At 61.1% G+C, this 25,077-nt stretch carries 22 protein-coding genes; 13 read left to right on the top strand and 9 right to left on the bottom strand.

Features of this window, described 5'->3' with window-relative positions; translation table 11 throughout:
- Positions 1-183 precede the first annotated feature (183 nt).
- The 5 genes from NKF26_RS15310 to NKF26_RS24430 all read right to left on the bottom strand — a co-directional run bounded on the left by NKF26_RS15310 (position 184) and on the right by NKF26_RS24430 (position 5,695).
- Entirely contained in the window at positions 184-924 is a 741-nt protein-coding gene (locus NKF26_RS15310; protein ID WP_253228322.1) for a DUF6293 family protein, read from the bottom strand.
- Positions 925-1,195: 271 nt separating this feature from the next.
- A complete protein-coding gene (locus NKF26_RS15305) occupies positions 1,196-2,689 on the bottom strand; it encodes a hypothetical protein (RefSeq protein WP_253234541.1) in 1,494 nt (497 codons plus the stop codon).
- Positions 2,686-3,966, bottom strand: a complete 1,281-nt coding sequence (locus tag NKF26_RS15300) for a DUF58 domain-containing protein (protein WP_253228320.1) — start codon at positions 3,964-3,966, stop codon at positions 2,686-2,688. Before NKF26_RS15300 ends, NKF26_RS15305 begins: the two co-directional genes overlap by 4 nt.
- Positions 3,963-4,637 carry a hypothetical protein gene (locus NKF26_RS15295; protein ID WP_253228319.1) on the bottom strand — a complete coding sequence of 225 codons (675 nt, stop codon included), beginning with the start codon at positions 4,635-4,637 and terminating at the stop codon, positions 3,963-3,965. The genes NKF26_RS15300 and NKF26_RS15295 overlap by 4 nt, the downstream gene beginning before the upstream one ends.
- The gene (locus NKF26_RS24430) at positions 4,634-5,695 is read right to left on the bottom strand and encodes a DUF4129 domain-containing protein (RefSeq protein WP_253228318.1); all 1,062 of its coding nucleotides are present in this window, start codon (positions 5,693-5,695) and stop codon (positions 4,634-4,636) included. The genes NKF26_RS15295 and NKF26_RS24430 overlap by 4 nt, the downstream gene beginning before the upstream one ends.
- A 101-nt stretch (positions 5,696-5,796) precedes the next feature.
- Here NKF26_RS24430 and NKF26_RS15285 point away from each other — a divergent pair, with 101 nt between their 5' ends.
- Positions 5,797-6,837 (top strand): M48 family metalloprotease, encoded by a 1,041-nt coding sequence (locus tag NKF26_RS15285; RefSeq protein ID WP_253234540.1) that lies wholly within the window; start codon positions 5,797-5,799, stop codon positions 6,835-6,837.
- A gap of 29 nt (positions 6,838-6,866) precedes the next feature.
- On the opposite strand, the gene NKF26_RS15280 is transcribed toward NKF26_RS15285, so the two are convergent.
- A complete protein-coding gene (locus NKF26_RS15280; protein WP_253228316.1) occupies positions 6,867-8,312 on the bottom strand; it encodes an arylsulfotransferase family protein in 1,446 nt (481 codons plus the stop codon).
- A gap of 234 nt (positions 8,313-8,546) precedes the next feature.
- On the opposite strand from NKF26_RS15280, the gene NKF26_RS15275 reads away from it, so the two are divergent.
- The 3 genes from NKF26_RS15275 (at position 8,547) to NKF26_RS15265 (ending at position 12,586) form a co-directional block, all read left to right on the top strand.
- Positions 8,547-9,281, top strand: coding sequence for a CPBP family intramembrane glutamic endopeptidase (locus NKF26_RS15275; protein WP_253228315.1), 735 nt, complete (start codon positions 8,547-8,549; stop codon positions 9,279-9,281).
- 218 nt (positions 9,282-9,499) lie between these two features.
- Positions 9,500-12,055, top strand: coding sequence for a heavy metal translocating P-type ATPase (locus NKF26_RS15270; protein WP_253234650.1), 2,556 nt, complete (start codon positions 9,500-9,502; stop codon positions 12,053-12,055).
- A gap of 129 nt (positions 12,056-12,184) precedes the next feature.
- A complete protein-coding gene (locus NKF26_RS15265; protein WP_253228314.1) occupies positions 12,185-12,586 on the top strand; it encodes a hypothetical protein in 402 nt (133 codons plus the stop codon).
- Positions 12,587-12,720: 134 nt separating this feature from the next.
- On the opposite strand, the gene NKF26_RS15260 is transcribed toward NKF26_RS15265, so the two are convergent.
- On the bottom strand, positions 12,721-13,311 hold the full coding sequence (locus NKF26_RS15260) for a histidine phosphatase family protein (protein ID WP_253234539.1): 591 nt from the start codon (positions 13,309-13,311) through the stop codon (positions 12,721-12,723).
- A gap of 113 nt (positions 13,312-13,424) precedes the next feature.
- On the opposite strand from NKF26_RS15260, the gene NKF26_RS15255 reads away from it, so the two are divergent.
- A complete protein-coding gene (locus tag NKF26_RS15255; protein WP_253228312.1) occupies positions 13,425-14,204 on the top strand; it encodes a PHP domain-containing protein in 780 nt (259 codons plus the stop codon).
- Positions 14,205-14,253: 49 nt separating this feature from the next.
- Here NKF26_RS15255 and NKF26_RS15250 read toward each other — a convergent pair whose 3' ends face one another.
- A complete protein-coding gene (locus NKF26_RS15250; protein ID WP_253228311.1) occupies positions 14,254-15,441 on the bottom strand; it encodes an AI-2E family transporter in 1,188 nt (395 codons plus the stop codon).
- 264 nt (positions 15,442-15,705) lie between these two features.
- On the opposite strand from NKF26_RS15250, the gene NKF26_RS15245 reads away from it, so the two are divergent.
- On the top strand, positions 15,706-16,323 hold the full coding sequence (locus tag NKF26_RS15245; protein ID WP_253228310.1) for a GAP family protein: 618 nt from the start codon (positions 15,706-15,708) through the stop codon (positions 16,321-16,323).
- A 30-nt stretch (positions 16,324-16,353) separates the two neighbouring features.
- On the opposite strand, the gene NKF26_RS15240 is transcribed toward NKF26_RS15245, so the two are convergent.
- The gene (locus NKF26_RS15240; RefSeq protein ID WP_253228309.1) at positions 16,354-17,046 is read right to left on the bottom strand and encodes a glycosyltransferase; all 693 of its coding nucleotides are present in this window, start codon (positions 17,044-17,046) and stop codon (positions 16,354-16,356) included.
- A 119-nt stretch (positions 17,047-17,165) separates the two neighbouring features.
- On the opposite strand from NKF26_RS15240, the gene NKF26_RS15235 reads away from it, so the two are divergent.
- The 7 genes from NKF26_RS15235 to NKF26_RS15205 all read left to right on the top strand — a co-directional run bounded on the left by NKF26_RS15235 (position 17,166) and on the right by NKF26_RS15205 (position 24,756).
- Entirely contained in the window at positions 17,166-17,999 is an 834-nt protein-coding gene (locus NKF26_RS15235) for a hypothetical protein (RefSeq protein WP_253234538.1), read from the top strand.
- A 134-nt stretch (positions 18,000-18,133) separates the two neighbouring features.
- Positions 18,134-19,474 (top strand): M28 family peptidase, encoded by a 1,341-nt coding sequence (locus NKF26_RS15230; RefSeq protein ID WP_253234537.1) that lies wholly within the window; start codon positions 18,134-18,136, stop codon positions 19,472-19,474.
- A gap of 215 nt (positions 19,475-19,689) precedes the next feature.
- Positions 19,690-20,358 (top strand): phenolic acid decarboxylase, encoded by a 669-nt coding sequence (locus tag NKF26_RS15225; protein ID WP_253234536.1) that lies wholly within the window; start codon positions 19,690-19,692, stop codon positions 20,356-20,358.
- Positions 20,359-20,722: 364 nt separating this feature from the next.
- Complete coding sequence (locus NKF26_RS15220) at positions 20,723-21,904, top strand: Gfo/Idh/MocA family oxidoreductase (protein ID WP_342766342.1); 1,182 nt, start codon at positions 20,723-20,725, stop codon at positions 21,902-21,904.
- A gap of 156 nt (positions 21,905-22,060) precedes the next feature.
- The gene (locus NKF26_RS15215) at positions 22,061-22,357 is read left to right on the top strand and encodes a hypothetical protein (protein WP_253228306.1); all 297 of its coding nucleotides are present in this window, start codon (positions 22,061-22,063) and stop codon (positions 22,355-22,357) included.
- Positions 22,358-22,573: 216 nt separating this feature from the next.
- The gene (locus tag NKF26_RS15210) at positions 22,574-22,789 is read left to right on the top strand and encodes a hypothetical protein (protein WP_253228305.1); all 216 of its coding nucleotides are present in this window, start codon (positions 22,574-22,576) and stop codon (positions 22,787-22,789) included.
- Positions 22,790-22,989: 200 nt separating this feature from the next.
- Complete coding sequence (locus NKF26_RS15205) at positions 22,990-24,756, top strand: YndJ family protein (protein ID WP_253228304.1); 1,767 nt, start codon at positions 22,990-22,992, stop codon at positions 24,754-24,756.
- Positions 24,757-25,077: the final 321 nt, after the last annotated feature.

Raw genomic sequence — 25,077 nt, 5'->3', positions numbered from 1 at the left:
CTATATCCGATACCTAATTCAGTACTTCCATCTTACTATCAATAGCAACGTTACTGTCGATAGTATCAACACACTTCATACTATTCTATATATCCGTACTTTCCGTACTCGCCTCGTTCGTAACACTCCGTTCGTCGTCCTTCCTGCACGCCGAACGTCCCACGACCACGTTCCATCTCGTCGCTACAGTTTATGCCGAAACGCGCGGAGCACGTCGTGTCCGGTGTCGGTCAACGTCACTTGCTTTTGACGTCCGACTTTCCGAACCTCGATGTAGTCGTCCCGTTGCAGTGGGTCGATGATGTTCGCGTTCAACAGGGCGAACTTCGCCTTGTCGTTCGCCGGATTACTGTCCGCGATGAAGGAGAGTCCCGCCTCTTCGGAGTACCCGATAATGTCCTTCTTCTTCGGCGTGTACACCTCCGTATCCGACTCTTGGAGGTAGTTCATCACCGACACTTGATCACGTGTCGGCGATTCGATGGGGTAGGTCGGGAGCACTTCCTCACCCGTGTACCCGTAGCTTTGCCGTTCTTCCCTGTCCGCGTGGGCGTACCCCTCGGGATGGACGTAGTAAGCCGTCGCGTCCGTCGCCATACAGGCGATTGCCGCGCCGACGGCGGAGAGTTTCGACCCGCTCGCGACGTTCACGCGAACGATGTCGTCCTGGTGTTCCGAAACCAGCGTCGTGACGATTCCCAACACGTCGTAGATATCCATCAAATCCACCGTCCGCGACCGGACATCGATCCCTTCCGCTTCGAGTTCGTCCTTCAACGCGTCGTGGTAGTCCGGCCGGTCGGATTCGGGACTGTCGTGTTCGAGGAGATAGAGGATGTCCACCCCGTGCTCCTGAACGGGTCCCAAGATTCGGTCGTATTCGAACCCGAGCGGAGCGATATGTACCTCATCGATGGATTGCATAGCCGATTTCTTTGCGTGAAACTCGTTAAAACCGCTAGATTTTCGTCCCGCCTTCCGTTCGAGTACCACCAACTCGCGGCGAAATTTATGACAAAATAGTCAATCGTCATCAAACCAAGATGCACCGATGACTTGAGTAGATAAATGAGAATCTAGTCACGTCACGTATCGAATCGAATCCGCGACTCATCGAGCGGTTGTCCGCGAGCGAGTCGGGGGAACCGAGGCCAGTTGGAACTCTTCTTATATAATCGTATAACTGGAATTCTCGTCACCGCGTGTCCGTCGCCTCCACGTCCGTCGCAAGCAGGAGGGTGAACGAGACGACCGCGACCAACAGCAGGACGAGCGCGAGATACCCACGCCACGAACTGGTCGGCAGTGACACCGGTCCGACGAACGATAACGTTCCGACAGCGAGACCGATCCCGAGCACAGCGACGAGCAGTCCCCCTGTCGCGTGGGCTACCTCACCACGGCGCGTCTCTGCGGTCCGCCCGATCTGGAGTCCGACCTCCGCCGCGTGGTCGCCCACGTCCCGGACCACGAGGGCGGCACCGACGGCACAGAAGACGATGACCGGGGCCGCTCCGAGTTCGGCGGCGGCGAGTGCGCCGATGAACAGCGCCGCGCCGCCGAACGCGAACCCGCTCGCCGAATCGAGCGCGACCCACGGTCTGACCGCCAACACCGCGAACACCTGCACCAACACGAGCAGAATCAACACGCCCGCAACGCTCCCCGCGATGACCGTCGCCGGACCGAGTTGCTCGACCATTCCCCAGGGCTCGATGGTCGCGAGCGTCGATCCGACCGACGGGACGAACGTCGATACCGCTCCGACGAGTCCCGCCAACGCGACGCCGCCGATACCACCGGCCGCAAACGCGAGCGTCTGGGGCGGTTCGTCACCCATCCACGCGATGATGACGTGTTGTGTCCCCCGCGCGGCGAGGATTACCAGTTCGAACAGGATGATAGCACCGACGACCGCTTGAAGCACGCCCGAACCGAACACCGACCGGATTACGTCCCCGAGCACGGACAGCGACGCCAGTAGCCTCGCGAACCAGCGCGGTCCCCATCCGGAATACACGACGATGATCTGTATCGCGAGGAACGCCCAGTACGCCACCGGGACCGTTTCGAGTCGGAAGCCGAACGGTTCGAGGATTCGCTGCCGGAGTCGTGCCTTCGCCGGAAGCCAATCGTCCAGTATTGGGACCACCCAATGGAGCAGTTCGACGGCCGCCAAACAGCCGATCTGCAGGGCGATGATCATCGCCAGCGTGCTCGACGTGGCAGCGTTGACGATGACCAGACCGCTGAGTCCGCCGAGCGTCCTGAAGAGACCACCGTGGATGCACACCCCGAGGGCCGTCCCGACGACGAGCACCGCGGTGGACCGCCGAAGCATGAGGTACACCGGAAAGCCGACGCTCGACGAGAGGTCGACCCTCGCGTTGAGCAGTACCGCCGTCATTCCGAGTCCGAGCAGGAGCGAGAACAACGGCGGCGTCCCGAGTCCGGTGGAGGCCGTCAGTGCGATCGCACCGCCGACGATCGCGAGGCTTCCGGCCGCTCGGCGTTCGTTCTGCTTCGACTGCATCCCGTTCGCGCCCAGTGCGATGCAGACCGCACCGACGACGCCCGCCGCGACGCTGACGAGGTTACCCGTTCCGACGCCGAGCAGAATCACCGCACAGACCGCAACGACGCTCGCCAACCCGCCACCGAAGCGCGTCGAACCGTGATTCACGCTCATGCGGACCTCCTCGTGCTCTTCGAGACGGCCGCCGCAAGCGGTTCGTCGGGCGACCAATCGATCGCACGGAGTCCGCTCCGTCGCACCTCGTTCAACCGTTCCGCCCGCGCGAGACTGGACACCGTCCCGCCCGGCGTTTCCGTTCCGGTCATGTTCGGGCTGACGACGGTCACCGCGTGGCCGTGTGCGTCGAACCGTTTTGCGACAGTGACGGCCATGTCGTCGGCCAGCGGTGAGAGGAATATCACCTGCGTCTCGGAGGACAGACGTTTCCGGAGGCGCTTGAACCGCGACTCCCGTATCCGTTCCTCACGCCCGGTTCCGAAGAGTCCGCTTCCGCTCGTCGTCTTCCGGGGCGTATCGATCTCTTCGAGTTCTTGACGGACACGAGCGACCTGCTCACGGCCGCCATCGGGCGCGAGAAACAGGGGTTGTGGGCCGTACAGAGCCAATCCGACGAGATCGTTCTGTCGGACGAGCGCGGCCGTCATCCGCTCGGCCGCGTACCCGGCAAGGTCGATGGCGTTCGGCTCCCCCGACCGGCGAGCGATACAGGCCTTCGATCGGGCGTCGATGAGGAGCAGGACCGACGCGGACCGACTTTCGCGGAAGTTCACCGTCGTCAGCTCTTGGGTCCGCGCGAACCGCTTCCAATCGATTCGGCTCATCGGGTCGGCGGGACGATACTCCCGTGTCGAGTGGAACTCGATACCTTCGCCGCTCGCATCGGTCTCGATGTGTCCCGGCATGGAAGTGGTCAACTGCGACAGCGGCATGTCCTCGACGTACGTATCACACGTTATGGTCATCGGCAGGTTTCGCTCCTCGCGGGCGTCGGCCGTCCCGCTCATGGATTTGGCCACGAGCGTCGTCGGTTCGAACTCGTGTGCGCCACGCTGGGCGCGAATCGTGTACGAGAACGAAACGGTTTCGCCCGGCCCCACACTCGTCCCGTGGCGCGGCGACCCGTCCACGACGCCGAGTTGTTTCGGAACGCCGTCCACGATACGGAGGTCCGGGACCGCACGGTCGCCGTAGTTCTCGACGGTTATCGTCACCTGCACGTCCTCGCTCGGGCGGGGGGATCGCTCGCTCACCGCTCGGTCGACTTCGACCGTGATATCCGGCGTTCTGGACATGAACTGGTAGGCCGCGTAGACGAATCCGATGACGGCCGAGAGGAACATCACGGTGTTTCCGGTGACGACGCCCGCCGCACCGGCGAGCAGCGCGACCGTCATTCCGGCGTTCAACCGCGGGCCGTTCCCATCGCTCATCGTGACTCCCCTCCGTTACGAGTTCGGAGTTCCGAAACCGCCCGCTCGGCGCGGCGGTCGAACGTCTCACCACGCGCCCAGTCGCTGATTCTCGTGCGAAGCGGAATGGACGCGTTCGACGCGCCGAGGAAGGCCGCCGCACGCGGGTCGTCCGTCCACGACCCCGCTTCGAGTCGCTCGGCCGCTTCCTGTTTGGTGTCTCCCTCTGCACGGAACGTTTCGATCGCGGCTCTTCGAACGTGACGCCGCGCAGTCGCCCGGCGACTGCGCCGCTCCCTGGCTTCTATCCCGAGATCTTCGGACAGTCGGAGTCCGTCGTCCACGTCGGACCCGGTCGTCCGCTGTTCGTGGAAGTGCGCTTTCTCGGGTTCGGTTCTCGGTTGCCAGATGACCTCCCGCTCGTCCACAACGCCGTCTTTCAGCGACCAGATGGCGAGCACGCCGCCCGCGCCCGCGAGGAGGAAAATCGTTATCGGTCTCGCGATCCAGCCGACCAACGGCCTGACCGTGGCCTCCGGTACGACTTGCGGGACGAAGACGACGAGGAACGCACAGGCCAGCGAAACGATACCGCCCGCGAGCAGGATTCGCTCGCGGCTTTGATCGGTTCGGAACAGCCGTCCGACGTGCCCGGCAGCGCGTCCGATGGCACGTCCCACGAAACGCATCATTCGTCGTCCTCCCTGAACCGTTCGATCCTGTCGATCGCGGTGCGGGCCAATTTCGTCCGCTTCCCGGACGCCGGGAACCTCCCGTACCTGACTTCACGGAACGCATCGGTCAACTGGCGAACCGCATCTGCCGGGTACCCGCGGTTCATCGCCACGCGTGCGTACTCCGCGGGGGTCGTGGTTCGCCGACGCCTGACCGGGAGACGTTCGATCATCGATTCCCACGCCTCCTCGATACTCGGCGGTCCCCGTTCCTCGGGTTCCGGCGGGGCGGTTTCGTGGCTCGTCGTTCGTCGTTTCGATTTCCGGTTGGACCCGCCGAAACTCGGCCGTGAGAGGACCTTCGGTATCGAAAAGAGGCCGCTTCCGACGCTTCCGACGGAGAGCAACGCCCCGCCGAAGCCCCGTCCGAGGATCGAGAACGTTTCCGCGATTGCCGACCCGAGACCGACGGTCCCGGCCGAGAGACCACGGCCGAGTTCGGCTAACAGACCGAACGCGTCGTCGGTAAGTCGCGGAATCGACGCGGAAAACCCGACGACGAGACCCATCGTTCTGGCGGGAATTTTCCCGAATAGTTCGCCGATGGGGACGCCGCGAATCACGAGCGGTATCGCGCCACCGCCACCGACGCGAACCGTCCCGGTACGGAATCCGGCGAGGAGGAACCCGACGAGGCAAAGGAGGGCGACGCCGATTCCTTCGAGGATCGTTTTGAGCAGGTCTCCTCCGCCGGCCGAGGGGTGGTGACTGGCTCCCGCTCCGGCGTTCGTCGTCGTAGTCGTCGTTGTCGATTGGCCGTTTGAGTCGCCGTTCGAGTCGCTGCTCGTCGTCTGGGCCGCTGTCGTCATCGCATTCGATTGCTGACCGGTCGTGGTTCCGGCCTCGACGGTCGAGTGACCGCCGTGGCCGGTCCCACCCGAGTTACCTGCACGACTTCCGCCTCCCGGACCGGCGGGATACGACCCGAACCCGGTCGCCGGAAACAGGGACGCGCCGAAGATAACTGCGAGGACGCAGAGGGCGATGAGGGCGGCACGGAGATGATTACGGTCCACTGCTGTTCGGGTTCTTTCTCATCCGGCAAATATCTTCTCCTAACCGAACACATCTTTGAACCAACATTCATGTGTGATGACCGCGACACGTTACGTACGACATGTCACGAGACCCCGCCCTGACTCGGCGAATATTCGCCACCCTCGCGTGCGTGCTGATCGCAGACCTCCTGCTCGTCGGCTGTGTCGCGTTCCTCCTCCGCCCGTGGCTCGCCCCCGTCGCGTCGAGCCTTCCCGCCGGTTCGGGATGGCTGGCGTTCGTCGTCCCCGCGACCGCGGTGTTGGTGTGGGCGCAACTGCGCTACACCCGCCGCGAAGCCCTCTCGGAGGTCGATGCGACCGTCGTTACCGACGAGACGCATCCGAACCTCGTCGCGCGCGTTCGACGGCTTGCGACCGGCGTGGACGTCGCCGTCCCGACCGTTGCCGTTTCCGAAGCTGAGGTCGCAAACGCCTTCACCGTCGGAACGCCACGACGCGCCACGGTCGTCGTTTCGACCGGCCTGCTCTCCGCCCTCGACGAGGACGAACTGGACGCGGTGCTCGCCCACGAACTCGCGCACGTCAAAAACCGCGATGCGATGGTGATGACCTTGGCGACCTTCCTCCCGGCGCTGGCGGGCAACTACTCCCTGCTCGCCGACCTCGGTCTGGGGAAATCGGCCAGACGAACCGCTTGGATGGTCGCCATCGCCCTCCTCTACGTTCCGAGTGCGGCCGTCATCGACGCGCCGATTTTCGGCGTTCGATACACCGTCACGTACGTCCTGCTCGTCGCGTTCGTCCTGCTGTTCGGCGGGGTCGCGCTGGGACTGCTGGCGATGCCAGTCATCTCGCTCGCGGGACGGCTTTCACACGACCGGGAGTTCGTCGCCGACCGTGCGGGCGCGACGCTCTCGGGCAGTCCGGCCTCGATGGCGTCCGCGCTCACGACATTGGCCGACACACCCGTGGCACCCGACCGGGACGCACGCGCCGTCGATGGCGTGAAACAGCTCTGTTTCCTGTCCGGCGGGTTCGGGAAGGGCGAGGAGGACGAAGCGGGCGCGCTCGACTCGCTCCCGATTTCGGTGCAGACCCATCCCGCGATCGAGGACCGTCTCGCCGAACTCCGTGACGTGGCGTCGGAACTCGAAGCCTGAGAGACGGTCGAAAAAATTCCGATCCGCTGTTATCGCGTTTCGTTGAACGACTCGATTCGTCGGCGGACCGTCGAGAAGACGCCCGCCCACTTCAGTTCGACCACGCCCCATACCAGGAGCGTCAGGACGCTGATGAGGATGGCGACGACTTCGGGGACGCCCATCCAGACCGGCGTGATGTACATCAGCGCGTTGAGGTACTTGCCGGGCATCTTGTCCTTGACGCCGATCCAGAACTCGGTGACGAACCCGTTCGACTTGGATTTGAGTCCCGCTTTTTGGGCGCTCGGGCCGCCGGCGCTTTCGTCACCCGTGCCGAGCCGCTCGGCTTCGTAGGGGAACGCGATTTGCACGTCCCAGACGATCTTGCCCTTTTCGTTCACCTCGAAGACGCGGTTCCCGTTCGAGTCGGTGATGAGCGTGTGGCCGTTCGGCAGACGGTCGGCGTCGCGGGGCCACTGCATCTTCGAATCCTGCCACACCCACGTCTGGTTCCAACTCCCGTTCTCGCGCTGGTACTCTATCACGCGGTTGTTGTCGGAGTCGGCGACGACTTCCGCCGGGCCGCCGTTCGACTCGTTGATGTAGTCGGGGTTGTGTTGCTCGTAGAGAATGCTGTGGTCGTCGTCCTTGCCGAGCGTCTCGTTCTTGAGCATGCCCTTCCCCGGCTTGAGGAACACGACTTGGTCGTGATTCCGGATGCTCACGGCGATTCGTCCGTCCTTGAGCGCTTGCACGTTATTGATGTGCGACCAGTCCTTCGGGTACTCACCGCCGGTCTTGTTCGGTTGGTAGACGTCGCTCACGTTCCACGTCCATCCGACCTGTCCGTTCGTCGTGTTCACGATGAAGACGCGGTCGAGGAAGATGTCGGCCACGACGAAGTGGTTCTTGTCGAGACGGTCGACGTCGTGATACCGGGTCGCTTCCTTCCCGGGCGTGATCTGCGACCAGATGGGGGTTACCTTCCCGGTCGTCAGGTTCACGCGGTCGATCCCGTTTCGCGTACACGCGGGGACCTCCCCGTGGACCTTCATATACGTGTTCCATGTCTTCTGGGAGACGTTGCGCTTCGTGAGGTTCCAACTGGTCGGACACTCCGATTTGTTCAGGTGGTCCGCGTAGGAGTACTCGACCGTCGTTTTCGTTCCCTTCACCGGGTCGACGTCCCAGTATCTCGTGTGGGTGTCGTTGTAGTACAGGATCGACCCGTTCGGGTTGAACGCGACGAGTTCAGCCCGCGCACGAGGACCACTTCCTTCCTTCCCGAGCCACGAATTGGAGTCCGTTGCGATGACAGTGATGTTGTCACGGGGGGAGACCATTGCGCCCGTTTCGGCTCTGATCTGGGACTGTGTTTTTCCGCTGAAATCCGCCGAACTTCCCGGGGTGGAGGCGTACGCGTTTACGACGGCGATCCCGGAAAGTATCACGAGTCCGGCAAAGAAGAGCCGATACATCCGCTTTGATACCATTACCTCCCTCTATTGGGTCCGAAAATATACTCGTTTTGACCGATCTCGTCAATCAAGAATCATTTTAACGCGCGATTACTCCGGGATAATTAATTTCCCTGTCATGATCTATCGCTGTGGATCGTCAGGAAATCCGACCGTTCCTCCGTGGGCAACCGGGGGGTCCCCCGTTCCGTTTTATCCGTCGTTCCGCAACCGAAAGACGAAGAAGGGACACGACCGTAGTGGGCGATAATGAGCACTGCTGAAACTCGACTCCGAACGTTCGGCGTCGGACTTCTCCTCTCGATCGGAGCGTACGGGGTCGGTCAAATCGTCGCCGCGATAGCGATTTTCGGCCTCATGGCCGTCGGAATCGACGTTTTGAACCGCCCCGGAATCCTGCTTTTGGTCAGTTCCGTCATGCTCCAAGGTCTCACCTTCGGTGGTATCGCGCTCGTTTACCTGAACTATCGCGACCTCGGTCTCGACTTCATCCACATCCACGTCCCGTCGCTTCGGGATATCGGTGTCGCCATCGGTGGGTTCGTCCTCCTCTTCGGCGCGTTGAACGTCATCTCCAGCGTGATCCAGTCGCTCGGTCTCCACTCGGCGGAGAACTCCGTCGTCGATATCGCGAGCGGGAATCCGGCGGTGTTCTTGCTGTTGATTCCGCTCTCGTTCCTCCTCATCGGTCCCGGCGAGGAACTCCTTTACCGTGGCCTCATCCAAGGGGTTCTCCGCGAATCGTTCTCCCCCGTGCCCGCGGTCATCCTCTCCAGCGTGCTCTTTGCGTCCATTCACTTCTTCTCGTTGCAGGGGTCGGGCAAATTCGTTTACCTTGTCGTCGTGTTCTTCCTGGCGCTCATCCTCGGGAGCGTGTACGAGTACACGAACAACCTCGCCGTCCCGATACTCATCCACGGCGCGTACGACGCGACACTGTTCGGACTCCAGTATCTCATGGCAACGGGCCAAATCCACCCGTAACCGTCCGCCACGGGATAATAACTCATACCGGATTTTTTAATAATCTCTATCTAACGAACCCCCGTTCCATAGCAGCTGGATTAATAAACTCGTGGTGGCTACGTTCTCTCATGCAAGACGCGGATTCGGACACGCCGCCCGACTCCGGTTCGTGTGGCTGTTGTGAGGGAGAAACCTCCGACGACGGCCGCGGGGACGGCAGTTCAGATGGTGATTCGATGAGTGGGAACGGCAGCGGGAGCGACGTCGTCCGGTTGTCCGTCCCGGATATGGACTGTGCATCCTGCGCGGGCAAGGTCGAAAACAGCGTCCGGAAAATCGACGGTATCGACGCCATCGACGCGGGCGTCACGACCGGAACGCTCACCGTTGAGTACGACGGTGAGACGACGAGCGCGGACGAGATTTCGGGTCGCGTCGAGAAGGCGGGGTACGCCGTCGAAGACGATAGCTCCCAGGTGACGGTTTCAGTCCCGGACATGGACTGTGCGTCCTGTGCGGGCAAGGTCGAGAACGCCCTCGATTCGGTACCCGGCGTCCGCTCCTACGACACGCGGCCGACCACCGGAAAAGCCGTCGTCACGACCGATTCGTCGGCCTCCGTCGGCGACGTGACGGCGGCCATCGAGAACGCGGGATACGAAGTCACGGGAACCAGCGAAGACGAGCGCGGCGAGTCGCCACGCTCGTCCGAAAGCGTCTGGCGGAGTTCACGCGCCATCAAAACGTGGATCAGCGGCGTCTTCGTCGCGCTCGGACTCCTCTTCGAGTTCGCACTCACGGGACAGAACGCGACGGTCGTCGCTGGTGCCACTGCGGTCGGAAATGCCGACATCACGGTTGCCGATGTTTCATTCCTGCTGGCCGTCCTCGTCGGTGGACAGGCCATCGTCACCAACGGTTACTACTCGCTTCGCAACCGAAACCTCGACATCGACCTGCTGATGAGCGTCGCCATCCTCGGCGCGCTCGTGGTCAGCGTCGGATTCGGGAAATCGCTCTACTTGGAAGCCGCCACGCTCGCGTTCCTGTTCAGCGTCGCGGAACTGCTCGAACGCTACTCGATGGACAAGGCGAGAAACTCGCTCCAAGAACTAATGGACCTCTCGCCCGACGAGGCGACGGTCAAACGAGATGGGGTTGAAGAAACCGTCCCCGTGGACGAAGTTCGCATCGGCGACATCGTCGTCGTGCGCCCCGGGGAGAAAATACCGATGGACGGAACGGTGACGACCGGCGAGAGCGCGGTCAATCAGGCCCCGATTACGGGCGAGAGCGTGCCCGTGGACAAATCCGAGGACGACGAGGTGTTCGCCGGAACGATCAATGAGGGCGGCTACCTCGAAATCGAGGTCACCTCGGAAGCGGACGACAACACGCTCTCGCGCATCGTGGCGATGGTCGAGGACGCACAGGCCAACAAGACCGAGCGCGAGCAGTTCGTGGAGCGCTTCGCGGACTATTACACGCCCGTCGTACTCGGATTCGCCGTCCTCGTCACGGTCGTCCCGCCGTTGTTCTTCTCCGAACCGTGGGTGAAGTGGTTCGTCTACGGGTTGACGCTCGTCGTCCTCTCGTGTCCGTGCGCGTTCGTCATCAGCACGCCCGTCACCGTCGTCTCGGGTATCACCAGTGCGGCGAAAAACGGCGTCCTCGTCAAGGGTGGCAATCACCTCGAAGCGATGGGTGAGGTCGAGGCCGTCGCCTTCGACAAGACGGGCACCCTGACGAAGGGTGAGTTGACCGTCACCGACGTGATTCCGCTCAACGGCAACACCGAGGACGACGTGCTCCGCTGTGCCCGCGGCCTCGAAGCGCGCAGCGAACACCCCATCGGCGACGCCATCGTCGCCGAGGCGAACGGCGCGAACGTGGCCGAACACGAGATAGAGGATTTCGAGAGCCTCACCGGCAAGGGCGTCCGGGCGGACCTCAGTGGGACGACCCACTACGCCGGAAAGCCCGCGCTGTTCGAGAACCTCGACTTCGACCTGAACCACGTCCACGCGACCGACGGCAGCGTCGCCGTGGCCGAAACTCGCGACCTCTGTGAACGCAACGACTGTCTCGACCTGCTCGAAGAGACGGTTCCCTCGCTCCAGCGCGAGGGAAAGACGGTCGTCTTGATCGGCCGCGAAGACGAACTCGAAGGCATCGTCGCCGTCGCCGACGAAGTTCGTCCCGAAGCGACGGCGGCGATTCAGCGTCTGCGAGACCTCGGTATCGACAACCTCGTCATGCTCACGGGTGACAACGAACGCACCGCGAAGGCCATCGCCGAACAGGTCGGCGTGGACGAGTTCCGCGCCGGACTCCTGCCCGAGGACAAGGTCGAAGCCGTCGAGGAACTCGATGAAGAATCCGGTTCGGTCCACGAGCAACGGTCGTGGGCTCGCCGGACCTCGTCCGGCGGTGTTGCGATGGTCGGCGACGGCATCAACGACGCCCCCGCACTCGCCACCGCGACGGTCGGCGTGGCAATGGGTGCCGCCGGAACCGACACCGCGCTGGAAACCGCCGATATCGCGCTGATGGGCGACGACCTCTCGAAACTGCCGTATCTGTACGACCTCGCACACCAGGCGAATGGCGTCATCCGCCAGAACGTTTGGACGAGTTTCGCCGCGAAAGCCGCGCTCGCGATCGCGGTTCCGTTCGGTCTCGTCCCGATCTGGGCCGCCGTTCTCGTCGGTGATGCGGGAATGACGACGGCCATCACCGGTAACGCCATGCGTCTCGCTCGAATCGCGCCGAGCGACCGTCTCGGCGAGTAATCGTTTTTCGCTGTTACTTTTTTCATCGATTCGATGGCTGTACCATAGCCGCTTTCTTCGACCCGCCCCTATCGAAAATCAGCGGGTCGGACGTGCCCGTCCGACGTTCTCCCGTTAACAGAGAAAACTATGGATACTTCCACACAAAACGCCGACACGGCGACCGCCGGGTCGAACAGTTCGAGACGACAACTCGCGATTGCAGGTACAGCCCTCATCCTCCTCACCGGGGTGATTCACCTCGCCTTGGCACCCGAACACCTGGAGGAAACCACCTATCTCGGCGTGCTCTTCGTCGCCAACTTCGCCGCGGCGGCAGTCGCCGCGTACGGCATCTACCAGGACCGGGACTGGGGCTGGTGGCTCGGTGCCATCGTCGCCGCCGTCGCTATCGTCGCCTACATCGCGAACGGTACCGTCGGCCTGCCGATGACCGAGTCCGAAGGGCTCCTCGAACCGGCCGGTATCGTCACCAAAGTAATCGAATTCCTGTTCCTCGGCGTCACTGCCGTGTGGATGGGGAAGAACTGACGACGAACGCGAATCTCCGCTGACCAACCGAGAACCGCCAACCAACCGAGAACCGACTTTCGAGCCGTTTCTGAACCGAAAACGCGACCGCGCCGTTCATCGGTTCAGTTGCAGTGCCGATTTTATCTCACCCGTTACCCCACCACTGTCGAGTCCTCGTATCGGCGCGTTATCTCGACTTCCTCGTCTTCCGCCGGAAACGTCACCTCGTAGATGTCGGGCATCGTCAGTTCTGCCCGCCAGAACTCGGCGTCGAAGCGCTCGTCGTACTCGTGCAGGATCAGCGTGAGGAGATTACCGTGCGTGCCGACGACGATGGACTCGCCGGAATGACGTTCGCGGAGACGCTCGACTGCCGCGACCCCCCGCCGTTTCGCATCGCGATTCGACTCGCCGTTCGGCCACGCGAACGACCAGTCCGACCAGACCCGCTTGATCGCGCTCTCGAACGTCTCCCCGATGGATTCCACAGGGCCGTCGGTCAACTGCCGCTCGCGGAACCCGTCGTCCGTTTCCAGTTCGACGCCGTTCCGATCGGCGATCGGACGGACCGTCTGTCGGGCGCGGGCGAACGGACTCGAAACGACCGCATCTACGGACTCGTTCGAAAGGATGTCGGCGACGCGCTCCGCTTGCTCGTGACCGCGTTCCGAGAGCGGCCGTTCCGCCTCTCGGTTCGGAACCCACGGCGAGTGGGCGTGGCGGACGAAGTGGATGGTCGTCATACGGTATTTCCTCCCGTCCTCCGAGTAATCCTTCCGATTTCGGACACGCCGTGCGATTTTTCGTGGGCTTCGCAGCTAATTTTATGGTCGTCCTCGTTCACCGTTCCTATCACATGCGCGATTTTCACACCCACTCGAACTACTCCGACGGGAAGTTCCTCACTCGCATGGTACGGGCCGCCGAGGCTGCCGGTCTCGACGGTATTGGCTTCGCCGACCACTGTACCGTCTCGTCCCGCGAGTACCCGCGCGACATCCGTGCGATACGGGGCTTCAACTTGGACGCCACCTACGAACGTCGGAGACGGGCCATCGAGGGGTTGCGCGAGACCAGCGACGTGGCTATCTACGACGCCGTCGAGATGGATTACGATCCGCGCGACGAGGACGAGATTCGTGATTTCTTCGAGCGGGCGAACTTCGAGTACACCATCGGCAGCGTCCACGACATCGAGGGGATGAACGTGCAGGTGTCATCGAACTTCGACGGGATGTCGGACGAAGGGATCGACGCGTTCGTGGACCACTACTTCGAAAACCTCGAATCGCTCGTTCGCTCCGAACTGTTCGATATCGCCGCCCACCCCGATCTGATAGAGCGCACGCCGGAACTCCGTGGACGCGCCACCGAATCCCACTATCGAACGCTCGCGGAGGCGTTTTCGAACTCCCGGACCGTCCCTGAGATCAACGCCGGTCGGGCGCTGACCGACGCGGGAATCGTCCACCCGTCGGAAGGGTTCTTTGCCGTCCTCCGCGAGTACGACGTTCCGTTCACCGTTGGCTCCGATTCACACAGGCCGGACGAACTTCCGAACCGACACGAGTTTCTGGACGATCACTTCTCGTCGTTGGACCTCGAACCGATCGCGCCGCCGAGTCTCGTCCGCTGATCCCCATCCGCTCGCCGATTCTCGTTCGCCGATTCTCGCCCGCCCATTCTCACTCTCCGTTCTCCCGTCCCCCGTCGGTCGCCTCGCCGCCTTTCGTCGTGTCGTCGAACCGCTCGTCCGTTTCCCGCGTCGTCGGCTCGATATCGATCGGGGAGTCCGGTTTCTCCCCACGGAGTTGCGGGACGACCACGCCGAAGAACTGGACGACGATGACCATCAACAGCGGCCCGAGGAAGACCCCGTACCACCCGAACAGTATCGGACCGAGCAGGTAGGCGAACATCACCAACGAGAGGTGGAACAGCTTCCCCGATAGGTACGGACGGATGTAGGTTCTGACGACGTTGTCGAACGCGAGCGTCATAAACAGGAAGAACACCACCGGGTACCAGAGGTCGGTCGGGTTGCGCTGAATCGCCCCTAACGCGAGAAACGCCGCGATGGCGATGTAGACGACGGAGCGACCGACGAGCGGCACGAGCGTGAAGATACCCGTGATGACCGCGAGCAGTATCGTCGCCGGAATCAGGAGGTTGTTGGGCGCGAAGAGGTTGAACAGGTTGTAGATGAGGGCGGTCAGAATCATGATGACGAAGATTGTCAGCGTGTAGCCGAAGTAGATGGAGTTCAGCCCCGAATCGACCGCTTCGAGGTAGTCGACGGACAGTCGGTCGTCCCCGAGCAGTTGTTCTTTCCCCCACCGAGCGAGGCGTTCGTCCTCCACGAGGAGGAAAAAGCCCAGCAACAGGGAGAGAAAGAGCATGAACACGCTCGACGCGACGGCACCGATGAACGACTGTGCGCTCGTCAGCGCCGACTGCACCGACGGGTTCTTGAGCGTCGTGCTCGCCGTGTCCAACAGTTTGTTCGGGTCGTTCGGGATCGTGATGTTCGGGACCCCACCGAACAGTTTCGTCACCATCGGCGTGGTCGCGAAGTTGGCCAGTTGGCCGATTGCGATCGAGAGGAACACACCCAGAAAGAGGACGACCGGCACGACGATGAGCAGCAACGACAGCGCCGCCGAGAGGTTTCCGTTCCCGATTCGCTTGCCGACGAAGCGGTTTATCGGCCGCGCGACGTAGTAGATGAACAGTCCGAACACGACCCACGGAAGGAACGTGTACGCGACGACGGCGACGATGCCGAACACTATCAGGCCGACGACCCACCACCGCAGGTTCGGCCGCTCGATACGAATCCGCGTCGCTCCCGAATCAATCCCACTCCCAGCCATACCTATCGTACGTCATCCAGACCGTTAGCTCTGCCGCTGAAAGCGCCGGAAACAGGTGATTGAAGAGCTGGTACTGGTGTTTACCCTTCGACCACAACACCTATCCTGTTAGCTGGCCTACTTGTGTGTGAAGGCACGACTCGGCTCCCACGGCCGGTCGTGCTGTGGGGGAAGTGACATGAGTGACCCGAAATCGGGACCGAACTGGGGTATCGGACGACGAGCGACGGGCCAATTCCGTGATTACGAAGGGGTCGCCGAGCCGTGAGTTTCTTGAGGGTTCTTCCGTTGGCGTTCGTGATGATCGCCGGGCCGCAGATTCTGAGTGCCATCTTCCTCGCGACGAGCGAGAACTGGCGGCGCAACTCCGCCGCGTTCGTCTTCGGTTCGGCGCTCTCGATCACGTTTCTGGTCTCGCTCGCGTACTTCCTCGGTATCGGCGCGAACCGCCAGCGCGGGTCGAACACCACGCTCTCCGTCATCGTTCTCGTTCTCCTCCTCGCCGCCATGGTGCACACCTACCTGACGCGAGAGGAATCGGAACCGCCGAAGTGGATGGGGAAACTGACGACGGCCAACCCGCGGTTCTCGTTCCGACTCGGTTTCCTCCTGCTCGGATTCTTCCCGACCGACATCCTCACCTCGGTCGCCGTCGGGTCATACCTCTCGGCGAACGGATTGGCGTGGACTGACTCGCTCGGGTTCATCGCCATCACCCTGTTATTTCTGGCGTTTCCTGCCCTCGTGTTGCTCGCTTTCGGCAAGCGTGCGCAGGCGTGGCTTCCGAAGGCACGCGAGTGGATGAACGACAACTCGTGGATCGTCAGCGAGGCCGTCATTTTGCTCTTCGTCGGGATGAGCCTCAACGACCTCCTCGGATAATCGCCTCCGTTCGTCCCCGGAACTTTCGCATCAGAACCGATACTCGCGTATTCGCACGTCCTCACCGTATTTCTCCCGTAACTCTTCCCTTCCGGCTTCGACCCGCTCCTCGTCGCCCGTCTGACTGTCCGGTCGCCGATAATACACGAACAGCGGCTCAGGAACGTGATAGCCGTCGAGACCGGCGTCGAGATACCGCAGGAGGAGGTCGTACTCCGCGAATATCATCTCCGGGTCGTAGGACCCGAACCCGCGGAGACGGTCGGTTCGGTGCACCATGCCGACCTTGACGGTGTTCATGGCGTTCTCGCCCGTCTCGACGGTTTCCCACGTCCCGTCCGGAAACCGCTCGTAGTAGTCCGGATAGACGAAATCGATCTCCTCGTTATTTTCGAGAACTTCACACGACTGCTGGAGGAGTGACGGGAGGAACTCGTCGTCCGAATCGAGGACCGTCACGTACTCGCCGCGCGCTCGCTCGATTCCCTGATTGCACGCAACAGTGCCGTTTCCGCTGTTTTCCTCGTTCTCGATGAGTCGTACGGACGGCGATTCGAACGATTCGACGAGTTCGACGGTTTCGTCGGTCGAACCGTCGTCGACGACGATGTGTTCGATCCACGCTTCGTCCATCGTCTGCCGTCGAACGCTTTCGAGCGCACGCTCGATGTACTCAGCGGAGTTGTACGCCGCCGTGACGACCGAGACAGTCGGTGCAGTCATCTCAATTACTACGAACGACAAATCATCGTTTCCACAATACGTTTGCCCTCGCTCGAAACTCCTCGACGAGTCAGTTGTGGAGAAAGATTATGCTCCGTCATCGTGTATGAATCGCTACGATGCCCTCTACGGTTCCTCGAAACCTCCTCGTCGGTGACCATCCTCGGACCAGTGTCCGAGCACTGGTCGCTGGACTCGTGATGGCCGTATTCGCGGTATCCCTGCGATTCGTCGCACCGACGCTTCTCCTCGGTCCTACCCTCCTGTCGCTCGCAGCGGTCGCCGGTTTCCTCCTCGCGGCGGGGGTCGGTTGGTATCGTGGAAGCGTCCTCGTCGGAATACTCGTCGCCACCCTTCCGGTGTTCGCGTTCGACGCCGCATCGACGGCGCTCTTCGAACCGGCGACGCTCGAACTCGCCGTTCGCGCCGCCCGCCGGGCCGCGTGGTTTTCCATCGGCGTGTCGGTACTCGTCGCCGGGCCGCTCGGCTACGCCGTCGGCGCGGCCCTGCGGTCGGACGACGAATCGCTTCCTCCGCTCCGTTCCCGCTGGAATTTCGACATTGCCGACGAACAGCGGGCCGTATTGTTCGTCTGGGGCTGTTTTGCAGTAGTGGTTGCTGCCGCGTTGACTGTCTTCCCACTGGCTGTGATGCTCTCGCTAGTCGCCATCGCTCCGGTCTTCGCCGTCGCTGGACTCGTCGTGGCCGCCGTCCTCGGCTATCAAAGCCCTGATGCGCTCGCGTCGGTCATCGCTGGCGGTATCGGTGTCAGTTCCGGGTTGTGGCTGTTCACGCACGGATTCGCCGCCGTCGAAGCGGGGACGCGAGCGATTCCACCGCTCGCGCTCGTCAGAATCGTCCTATTTGGCGGCGTCGTTCTGCTCGCCGGTTTCGTCGCCGGTATTCCGCTCGGCTTGGCCGGGTACGTTATCGGACGAACGTTGGACGCCTGACACCACTCGGTTGTCGTACCACCAACGGATGACGATTCGGACGATTTTCTGCCGATTTCTGGTCAGCTGTTTTGCAGCTGTCGCTCTTTTCCGAGAGGCATACGTTTTTGCGCTATCGCCGCACGGTTGCATTCATGACACGACTCACCGACGCCATCGTCGGCGACGCGTACCGGAACGATTTCCAGTGGCAGGTCCTCGAAGACCTCGTCGACCTCGAAACCAGAATGGCCGGTCAGCAAGGGGAGAAGGACGGCGCGGAAATCCTCGAAGGCTACTTCGAAGCGGTCGGACTGCGAGACGTCCACCTCGACGAATTCGACATCGACGGCTGGTGGCGGGGTACCTCCTCCATCGAAACCGGCGGGAGCCACAGCCAGCGCTACGGGAAGGATTATCAAGTCATCGCGCTCCCGGGAACGCCCGCCGGAACTGTCGAGGGAGAACTGGTGGACGTCGGGTACGGGCGACCGGAGGACTTCGAGACGGCCGACTGCGAGGGCAAAATCGTACTGGCTTCCAGCGAAACGCCGGATGACTACGGCCGCTGGATTCACCGGATGGAGAAGTACGTCAGCGCGGCCAACGCCGGGGCTGTCGGCTTCGTCTTCACCAACCACATCGAGGGATGTCTCCCGCCGACCGGTGAGGTAGGCTACGATAACCGTCCCGGTTCGATCCCGGCGGTCGGCGTCTCGAAGGAACTCGGGGCGCGTCTCGCCCGCCACGCCGAGGACGGCGACCTCTCGGTGACGGTCGATGTGGACTGTCGAAACGAACCGTCGACGTCGGTCAACGTCGTCGGCGATATCGGACCTGACACGGACGAAATGGTCCTTCTGACAGCCCACGTCGATACACACGATATCGCCGAGGGCGCGAACGACAACGGTGCGGGAAGCGTGTTGGCGACCGAGGCCGCCCGCCTGCTCGCCCGAATGGAGGACGAACTCGAAACGCGCGTTCGCGTCGTCGTGTTCGGTTCGGAGGAGATCGGACTCAAGGGTGCCTACCACGCGATGAACACGTACGACCTCGACACCGTGAAGTGTATCGTCAATATCGACGGCGCGGGACGGGACAGAACCCTTTCCGTGAACGCGAACGAGTTCGACGACCTCCTCGACGCCTTCGAAGTGGTGACCGACGAACGGTCGATTCCACTCGTCTCCAGCAACACCGTTTCGCCACACGGAGACCAGTGGGCGTTCGTCCAGGAGGGAGTTCCGGGCGTGATGGTCTCCTCGACGAGTCCCGACAAGAGCGGTCGCGGATGGGGTCACACGCACGCCGATACCCTGGATAAGGTCGACCTCCGCGACCTCCGCGAGCACGCCGTCACCATCGCGGACGCCGTTTGTGCCCTCACCGAACCCGACCGTGAGGTTCCGAGCCGTTCCCGCGAGGACACGCGTGATCTGATCGACGCCGGATACGAGCAGGAACTCAAACTCGGCGGGCGCTGGTCGTACTGAGCATTCGTCGATCCCTCCGGAATCATCGTTCGTCCGGTGACCGACTGACCGTCCGACTGTACTCGATTTCAATCCGAAATCCGATTCGATATTCCGCTGACCGACGCTGCCCCGCCGTTCCCGGGACCGCCGAGTCAGCTGTTCCCGACGGTTTCCGAGGATGAATGGGAGGAGTTCTACGACGCCTATCCGAGCGCGTTCGATGGAATCGACACGTGGGTCACACAGATAAGCTGTACACTCGTCCGGACGCCGGAACGACTGATCCTCGTGGATACCGGACTCGGTCCGAACCTATCGATACAATCACAGTGAAAGTGACCGCTATGGGTGGTTACTTCACGCCATGCCCTCGACTTATTCCCGTGACAGAATCCTTTGAATCAACCCGTCCAGAGACGCTTTCCCGCGTTCTTGGTAAGCATTTCATCTACACGTATGATAATGGCTGGCAGTACGAGATGTATATCAAGGACGGGTACACGATCGATTATCGGATTCATAGTGGGATGGTCGGAGGCCGATGGGTTCGTGACCAGGATGCTCACATCGTTCGACTCTCCGATGACGTGTTCAAGGTCTCTTGGGACGAGCCGACTGGAACCAGCGTCAGTGTCTCCTTCAATCTCACCGAACGACAGATCCATGGTGTCATTTTCTTCCCACAGTGGATCGAACAGAACCCGGAGCTAACCGTCTGCTACCAAAACGAACATCTCGATGAGATGCGCCAGTATCGGGACGAAGGACCGACGTATCCAAAACTGGTGGTCGATGAGTTCGCTGAGATCATGTTTATCGAGGACGTCGGAACCGAGCGTGAGGATATCATTGACTGTGCACCCGCGGAGCTACCCGATCGGTACACGGATCGGCGCAACTGAACCCCACGAATAACTAGCATACGCCGATGTGATTTTAGCAGTTATAGCCGGTAGCACCGTTGATGCCGCGTGTTTGCTCCATCTACTCCCTCCCTTCGATTCTTACGATTTCATATAGCGGTATGAAATTTATAAATTCGGATCTTCTCGTTTCATGGTCTCTATCCTCCAAATTCTCCGACCACGCCATTTCCGATGTCACTGCCGCTTAGTTTGATAATCGGAAGTGAATATGGTCGGGTCGCTCCCCTCGGGGAAGCACGAAACCTCTCATCGACAACGAGGCGGTTCCGTCTGGAAAGACAGCGCTGTTTCCACCGATTTTCGATATCTCGTTCCTCCGATTACCGTGACGAAAGGATTGATGATGGTGTATCGTGCATCATCGTTCGTGAATTCAATTAACATCGGTATCGTCGGCGCAGGTAACCGCGGACAGCTACACGCGCGAGAGTATACTACTATAGAGAACGCATCTCTGGTGGCTGTTGCAGATATCGACGAGGAATCGGCGCATTCGCTCGCCGCCGAGTACGATATCCCCTCCGTCTATTCGGATTTTCGCGACATGCTCGACGACGCGGACCTCGACGCCGTGAGCGTTTGCGTGCACAACAACCTCCACCCACCGGTTGCGATCGCCGCCTTCGAGGCCGGGTGTCACGTCTTCTGTGAGAAACCGCTCGCGGCAACTTACACCGACGCCAAGGCGATCGCTGATGCGGCCGAAGCGGCGGGAAAACACCTCGGCGTGCAGAACGAGAACCTGTTTCTCGACCGAACCCGCGCGGCAAAGCGACTCATCGACGATGGAAAGCTTGGCGACGTGTACTACGGAAAGGCCGTTCGCTCACGTCGACGTGGACGACCGTACGTGGACGGGTACGGTACGCCCGGATTCGTCTCGAAGGAGTCCGCCGGTGGCGGTCCGATGATCGATATCGGTACCTATCAAATCGGCCAACTGCTGTATCTGCTCGGGAACGCACCCGTGGAACGGGTGAGCGGCGCAACCTTCGAGCACACCGGCGATGCGTATTCGGCGGACCTCATTGGCGACAATCGTCCGACGTACACCGACCGACTGGAGACGTCCGGGTACAACGTGGAGGACGCCGGTCTCGGTTTCGCCCATCTCGAAGACGGGTCGGTACTCTCCGTCCGCGCCGCGTGGCACATGTTCCTCCCCGACGAACCGAGTCAGGTCGCGGGAACGAAGGGCGGTGTCCAGTTGGACCCGTTCGAGTTCTACACGACGACTGCGGACTACGAGGCGACGGTTTCGCTGGACATCAACGATTACGAGACACGACAGGCACTGTTGGAAAGCGAGGGCGGGTACGAGTTCGAACGGGATATCGGCCAGTTCTCCCACTGGATTCGAACGCTGACCGGTGCGGCCGACGTACCGATTCCGACGGGCGATATCGCGCTCAACTCGATGCTCGTCATGGAAGGTACCTATCTCGCACAGGAGGCAGGACGGGAACTGACGGCGGCGGAAATCGCCGAACGGTCGAAATCGACGGCAATCCAGTTGGATTGAGAACTCGTCGACGACTGGGGGTTCTCGATATCGTCTCCGTCAGACACACGCCTGACTGACCTTCTTGTACGTGACCGTCGTTACTCTTCGTATGGGACTCACGACTGTCGCACGTGTCCACGAGCGAGACACATCCCGCGACAGGGGGACGTCGATATGACCGAACGAACCGTCCAAATCGAGATCTTGGTCGCGGATTCGCCGGAGGATGCCCCGGAAGTCGAAGCACACTCCCGTGTGGACGTCGCCGTGAACGGACAGATGTACCCGACCGCAAAGCTCATGGACGGCCGCTACGTCGCGTGGTGGTTCGAGGCGGCCGCTCCCGCTCCCGACGACAGCGTTACGACCGAGTGGGTCGCCGCTCCAACCCGATACCTGGCGGCCGCGACGCTCGGGGAACTCTGGGAGGATCCGGCGGCGTTCGATTCGATAACCGGCGCGAACTGCTAAAAGGGTAGAGACGATCGATTTTACAGGCGGTCGGTAGTCGTAGACGATTCCCTCGGCCGACGGTACCGTTGTTCAGACACTTCCGGCCGAAAACTCACTGCTTGGACTCCCAGTTGACGCCGTTCTAACGGATGAATCCGGACTTGTCCAGTGAGCCACCGTCCAACCAGTAGGGTCACACAGACGTTGAACGCGACGACGACGAGAATATCGGACGTGACGAACGTGACCAACAAGCCCGTCAACAACACCCTGAGGGCGAGCGCCAGTACACCAACGGTGGCTATTGCTGTGAGTATAGCGCTCGTCCACCCGTACGCCTGCCGCATGTCACCACGCTTGAAGTGGGCCGGCGAGCGGGAGACGAACGTTTCCTTTATGCTTCCGAAACTGACGTTCGGGACCACTACAGATGTCACTGTTGACGACTGATAACACTGCGCTAACGATTCCTTGCTCCGACGAGCACCCCGCACCATTATCATCCCGTTCGTTTGCTTCGCTATTCAAACTGTGTCAGTCCGCTGTCTGACGGTGGAATAGTTGACGGCCGCGCTTCATATTCCCTCCTGATGGCCACAAACCCCATACCATCACTTGTGATACGATTAACACGTAGACCACATTGAACAATGATCTCTCTACCTGTGGACACCGCACCCGATAGAAGTGCGCTTCTCGGTGCCGTCATCTGGCTCGTCGTCCCCGTACTGATCTCACTCGGGCGTATCGCACACTTATTCTTGCTCGCCCCACTCGTCCTCGTTCCGCTCGTCCTGCCAATGCTCACACCCGATTCACGTACTCCCCTCCACCGAATCGCCATCCTCGGGCAACCGTTCGGTGCGGTGTTGGTCGCTCTCTCGTTCGTCTTTTCCCCCGGTCTCTTCGCAGGCGTTCTCGTACTTCCATGGTTAGCGACCACGGTAACGATCGCTCTTTTGGGCTTCGCTCGTCTCCTTCCACGTGGATTCCGTCCGCTCGAAGAACTCTGTCTCAATGCGGGACTTCTCTACATCGCCGTCGGTGGGTGCTGGCTACTGATAAGCCGCCTCGGAGCGAACCCACTCGGGTTCGGTGACGCTATCGTCTTTTTCACCGCCGTTCACTTCCATTATGCGGGATTCGCCCTTCCAGTCGTGGTGGGGGTCACCGGTCGCGCCATCGATGACGATCGCATTCGTCGATTCTACCGACCGATCGCGACTGTGGTCGTTTTCGGTCCCGGACTGATCGCCATCGGAATCTCGTTGTCCCCCATCGTCGAAGTCGCGTCCGTTACCGTTCTCACACTTTCGGTGATGTCGTTCGCGCTGCTTCTCATCCTCGGCGTCGTTCCAACTCGCTCGAACCGCCGCCAACAGGTATCCTTGATCGGTGCTGCGGTTGCCGTCGGTATCTCGATGCTGTTCGCCCTCGGATACGGTCTCTTCCAATATCTCGGGACTCCGATCACAAATCTCTCCATCGGGCGAATGGTGCAAATTCACGGTCACCTCAATGCCCTCGGATTCGCTCTTCTCGGCATCGTCGGTTGGCGGCTTTCGACACCGCCTCCCCGATTCGAGGACCCGACCCCGTCGATCCCTTTCAGTTCGCTGACTTCGACGTGGCGAGTCGGAAATGATTACGTCGAACGAACCGGAATCGAGGCCGATGGCGGTTCGAAGCCGGTCGGTCAGGTAGACGACTTCTCGACGTACGCTCGTCACGACTTCGACACCGAATCCGTCCACACTGCCGTTCGAAACTTCTACGAACGAACGAGCGAGTACACGCTCTCATATCGCACCCATTGGCATCGTGGCTTCCGCCTCGGTGCCCGTATCGCTGCGCTGTTCACGGGTTCCTTCGAACAGTTGAACCTCCCAACGCCCGAAACCGCATCGAAGACGGCGAACAGCCGCATCATCGATATCGACGACAGAGCGGACGGGCGTGAAAACGTCCGTGCATGGGTTCGAACCGATTCGGAAACCGGATCTGCCGTTTTCGTCGCGGCGTATTCGACCCACGAGTACGCTGGTGAAACGTACATGAACGTCTCCCTTCCACTCCCCGGTTTGAACTTGAGTGGAATTCTCCGTATCGACTCGCTCGATTCGACCGAACACGAAGGCGCTATTCGACTCACTTCGAAACGCCCGAAGCCCGGCGGTCATTCCGGACTCTATCTCGTAACACCGTTCGTTCCGATTCGGCTTCCCATGCACGAGGTGTTCCGAGTTTGGTCCGCAAGCGATACCCCCGCTACAACTGGAGCCATGGCGACTTCGGAGACCACGCTCATCGCACAACACGAGATGTGGCTGTTCGGTCGCCAGTTCCTCACTATCGACTACGCGATCACACCGACTGCCAGTTCGAAGACACGAACAGCAGAACCCGAACTGGACTGATTTGTCGAGTTTTCATACAATGTATTAACAGACAGTTGTCACACCATCTCCCCACGCGCGCACGAAACAACAACATACAATTCGGTATCGAGGAATACCGCTCGGTAATGTGAGCTTGTCCCGTGGGATATGTCGAATCGTGCCACTGCCGCTTCGATTCGACGTACTTAAATTCAACCGGCCATTTCGATAGAATGCGAAGGACGCCTCGTGGTCACCCCGCGAGGTGTCAGCCGGAGACCCGCCACATTTGACGATGTGCTGTTTGGGTTTCGGGCGAAAGAAAGCCAATCCAATGCCCTTAAGTGTATGGGGGCACTC

The organism is Haladaptatus sp. AB618 (genome assembly GCF_024136965.1).
GTDB lineage: Archaea > Halobacteriota > Halobacteria > Halobacteriales > Haladaptataceae > Haladaptatus.
The sequence above is the reverse complement of the archived record's forward strand: the minus strand, read 5'-3'. Positions and strand labels throughout refer to the sequence as shown.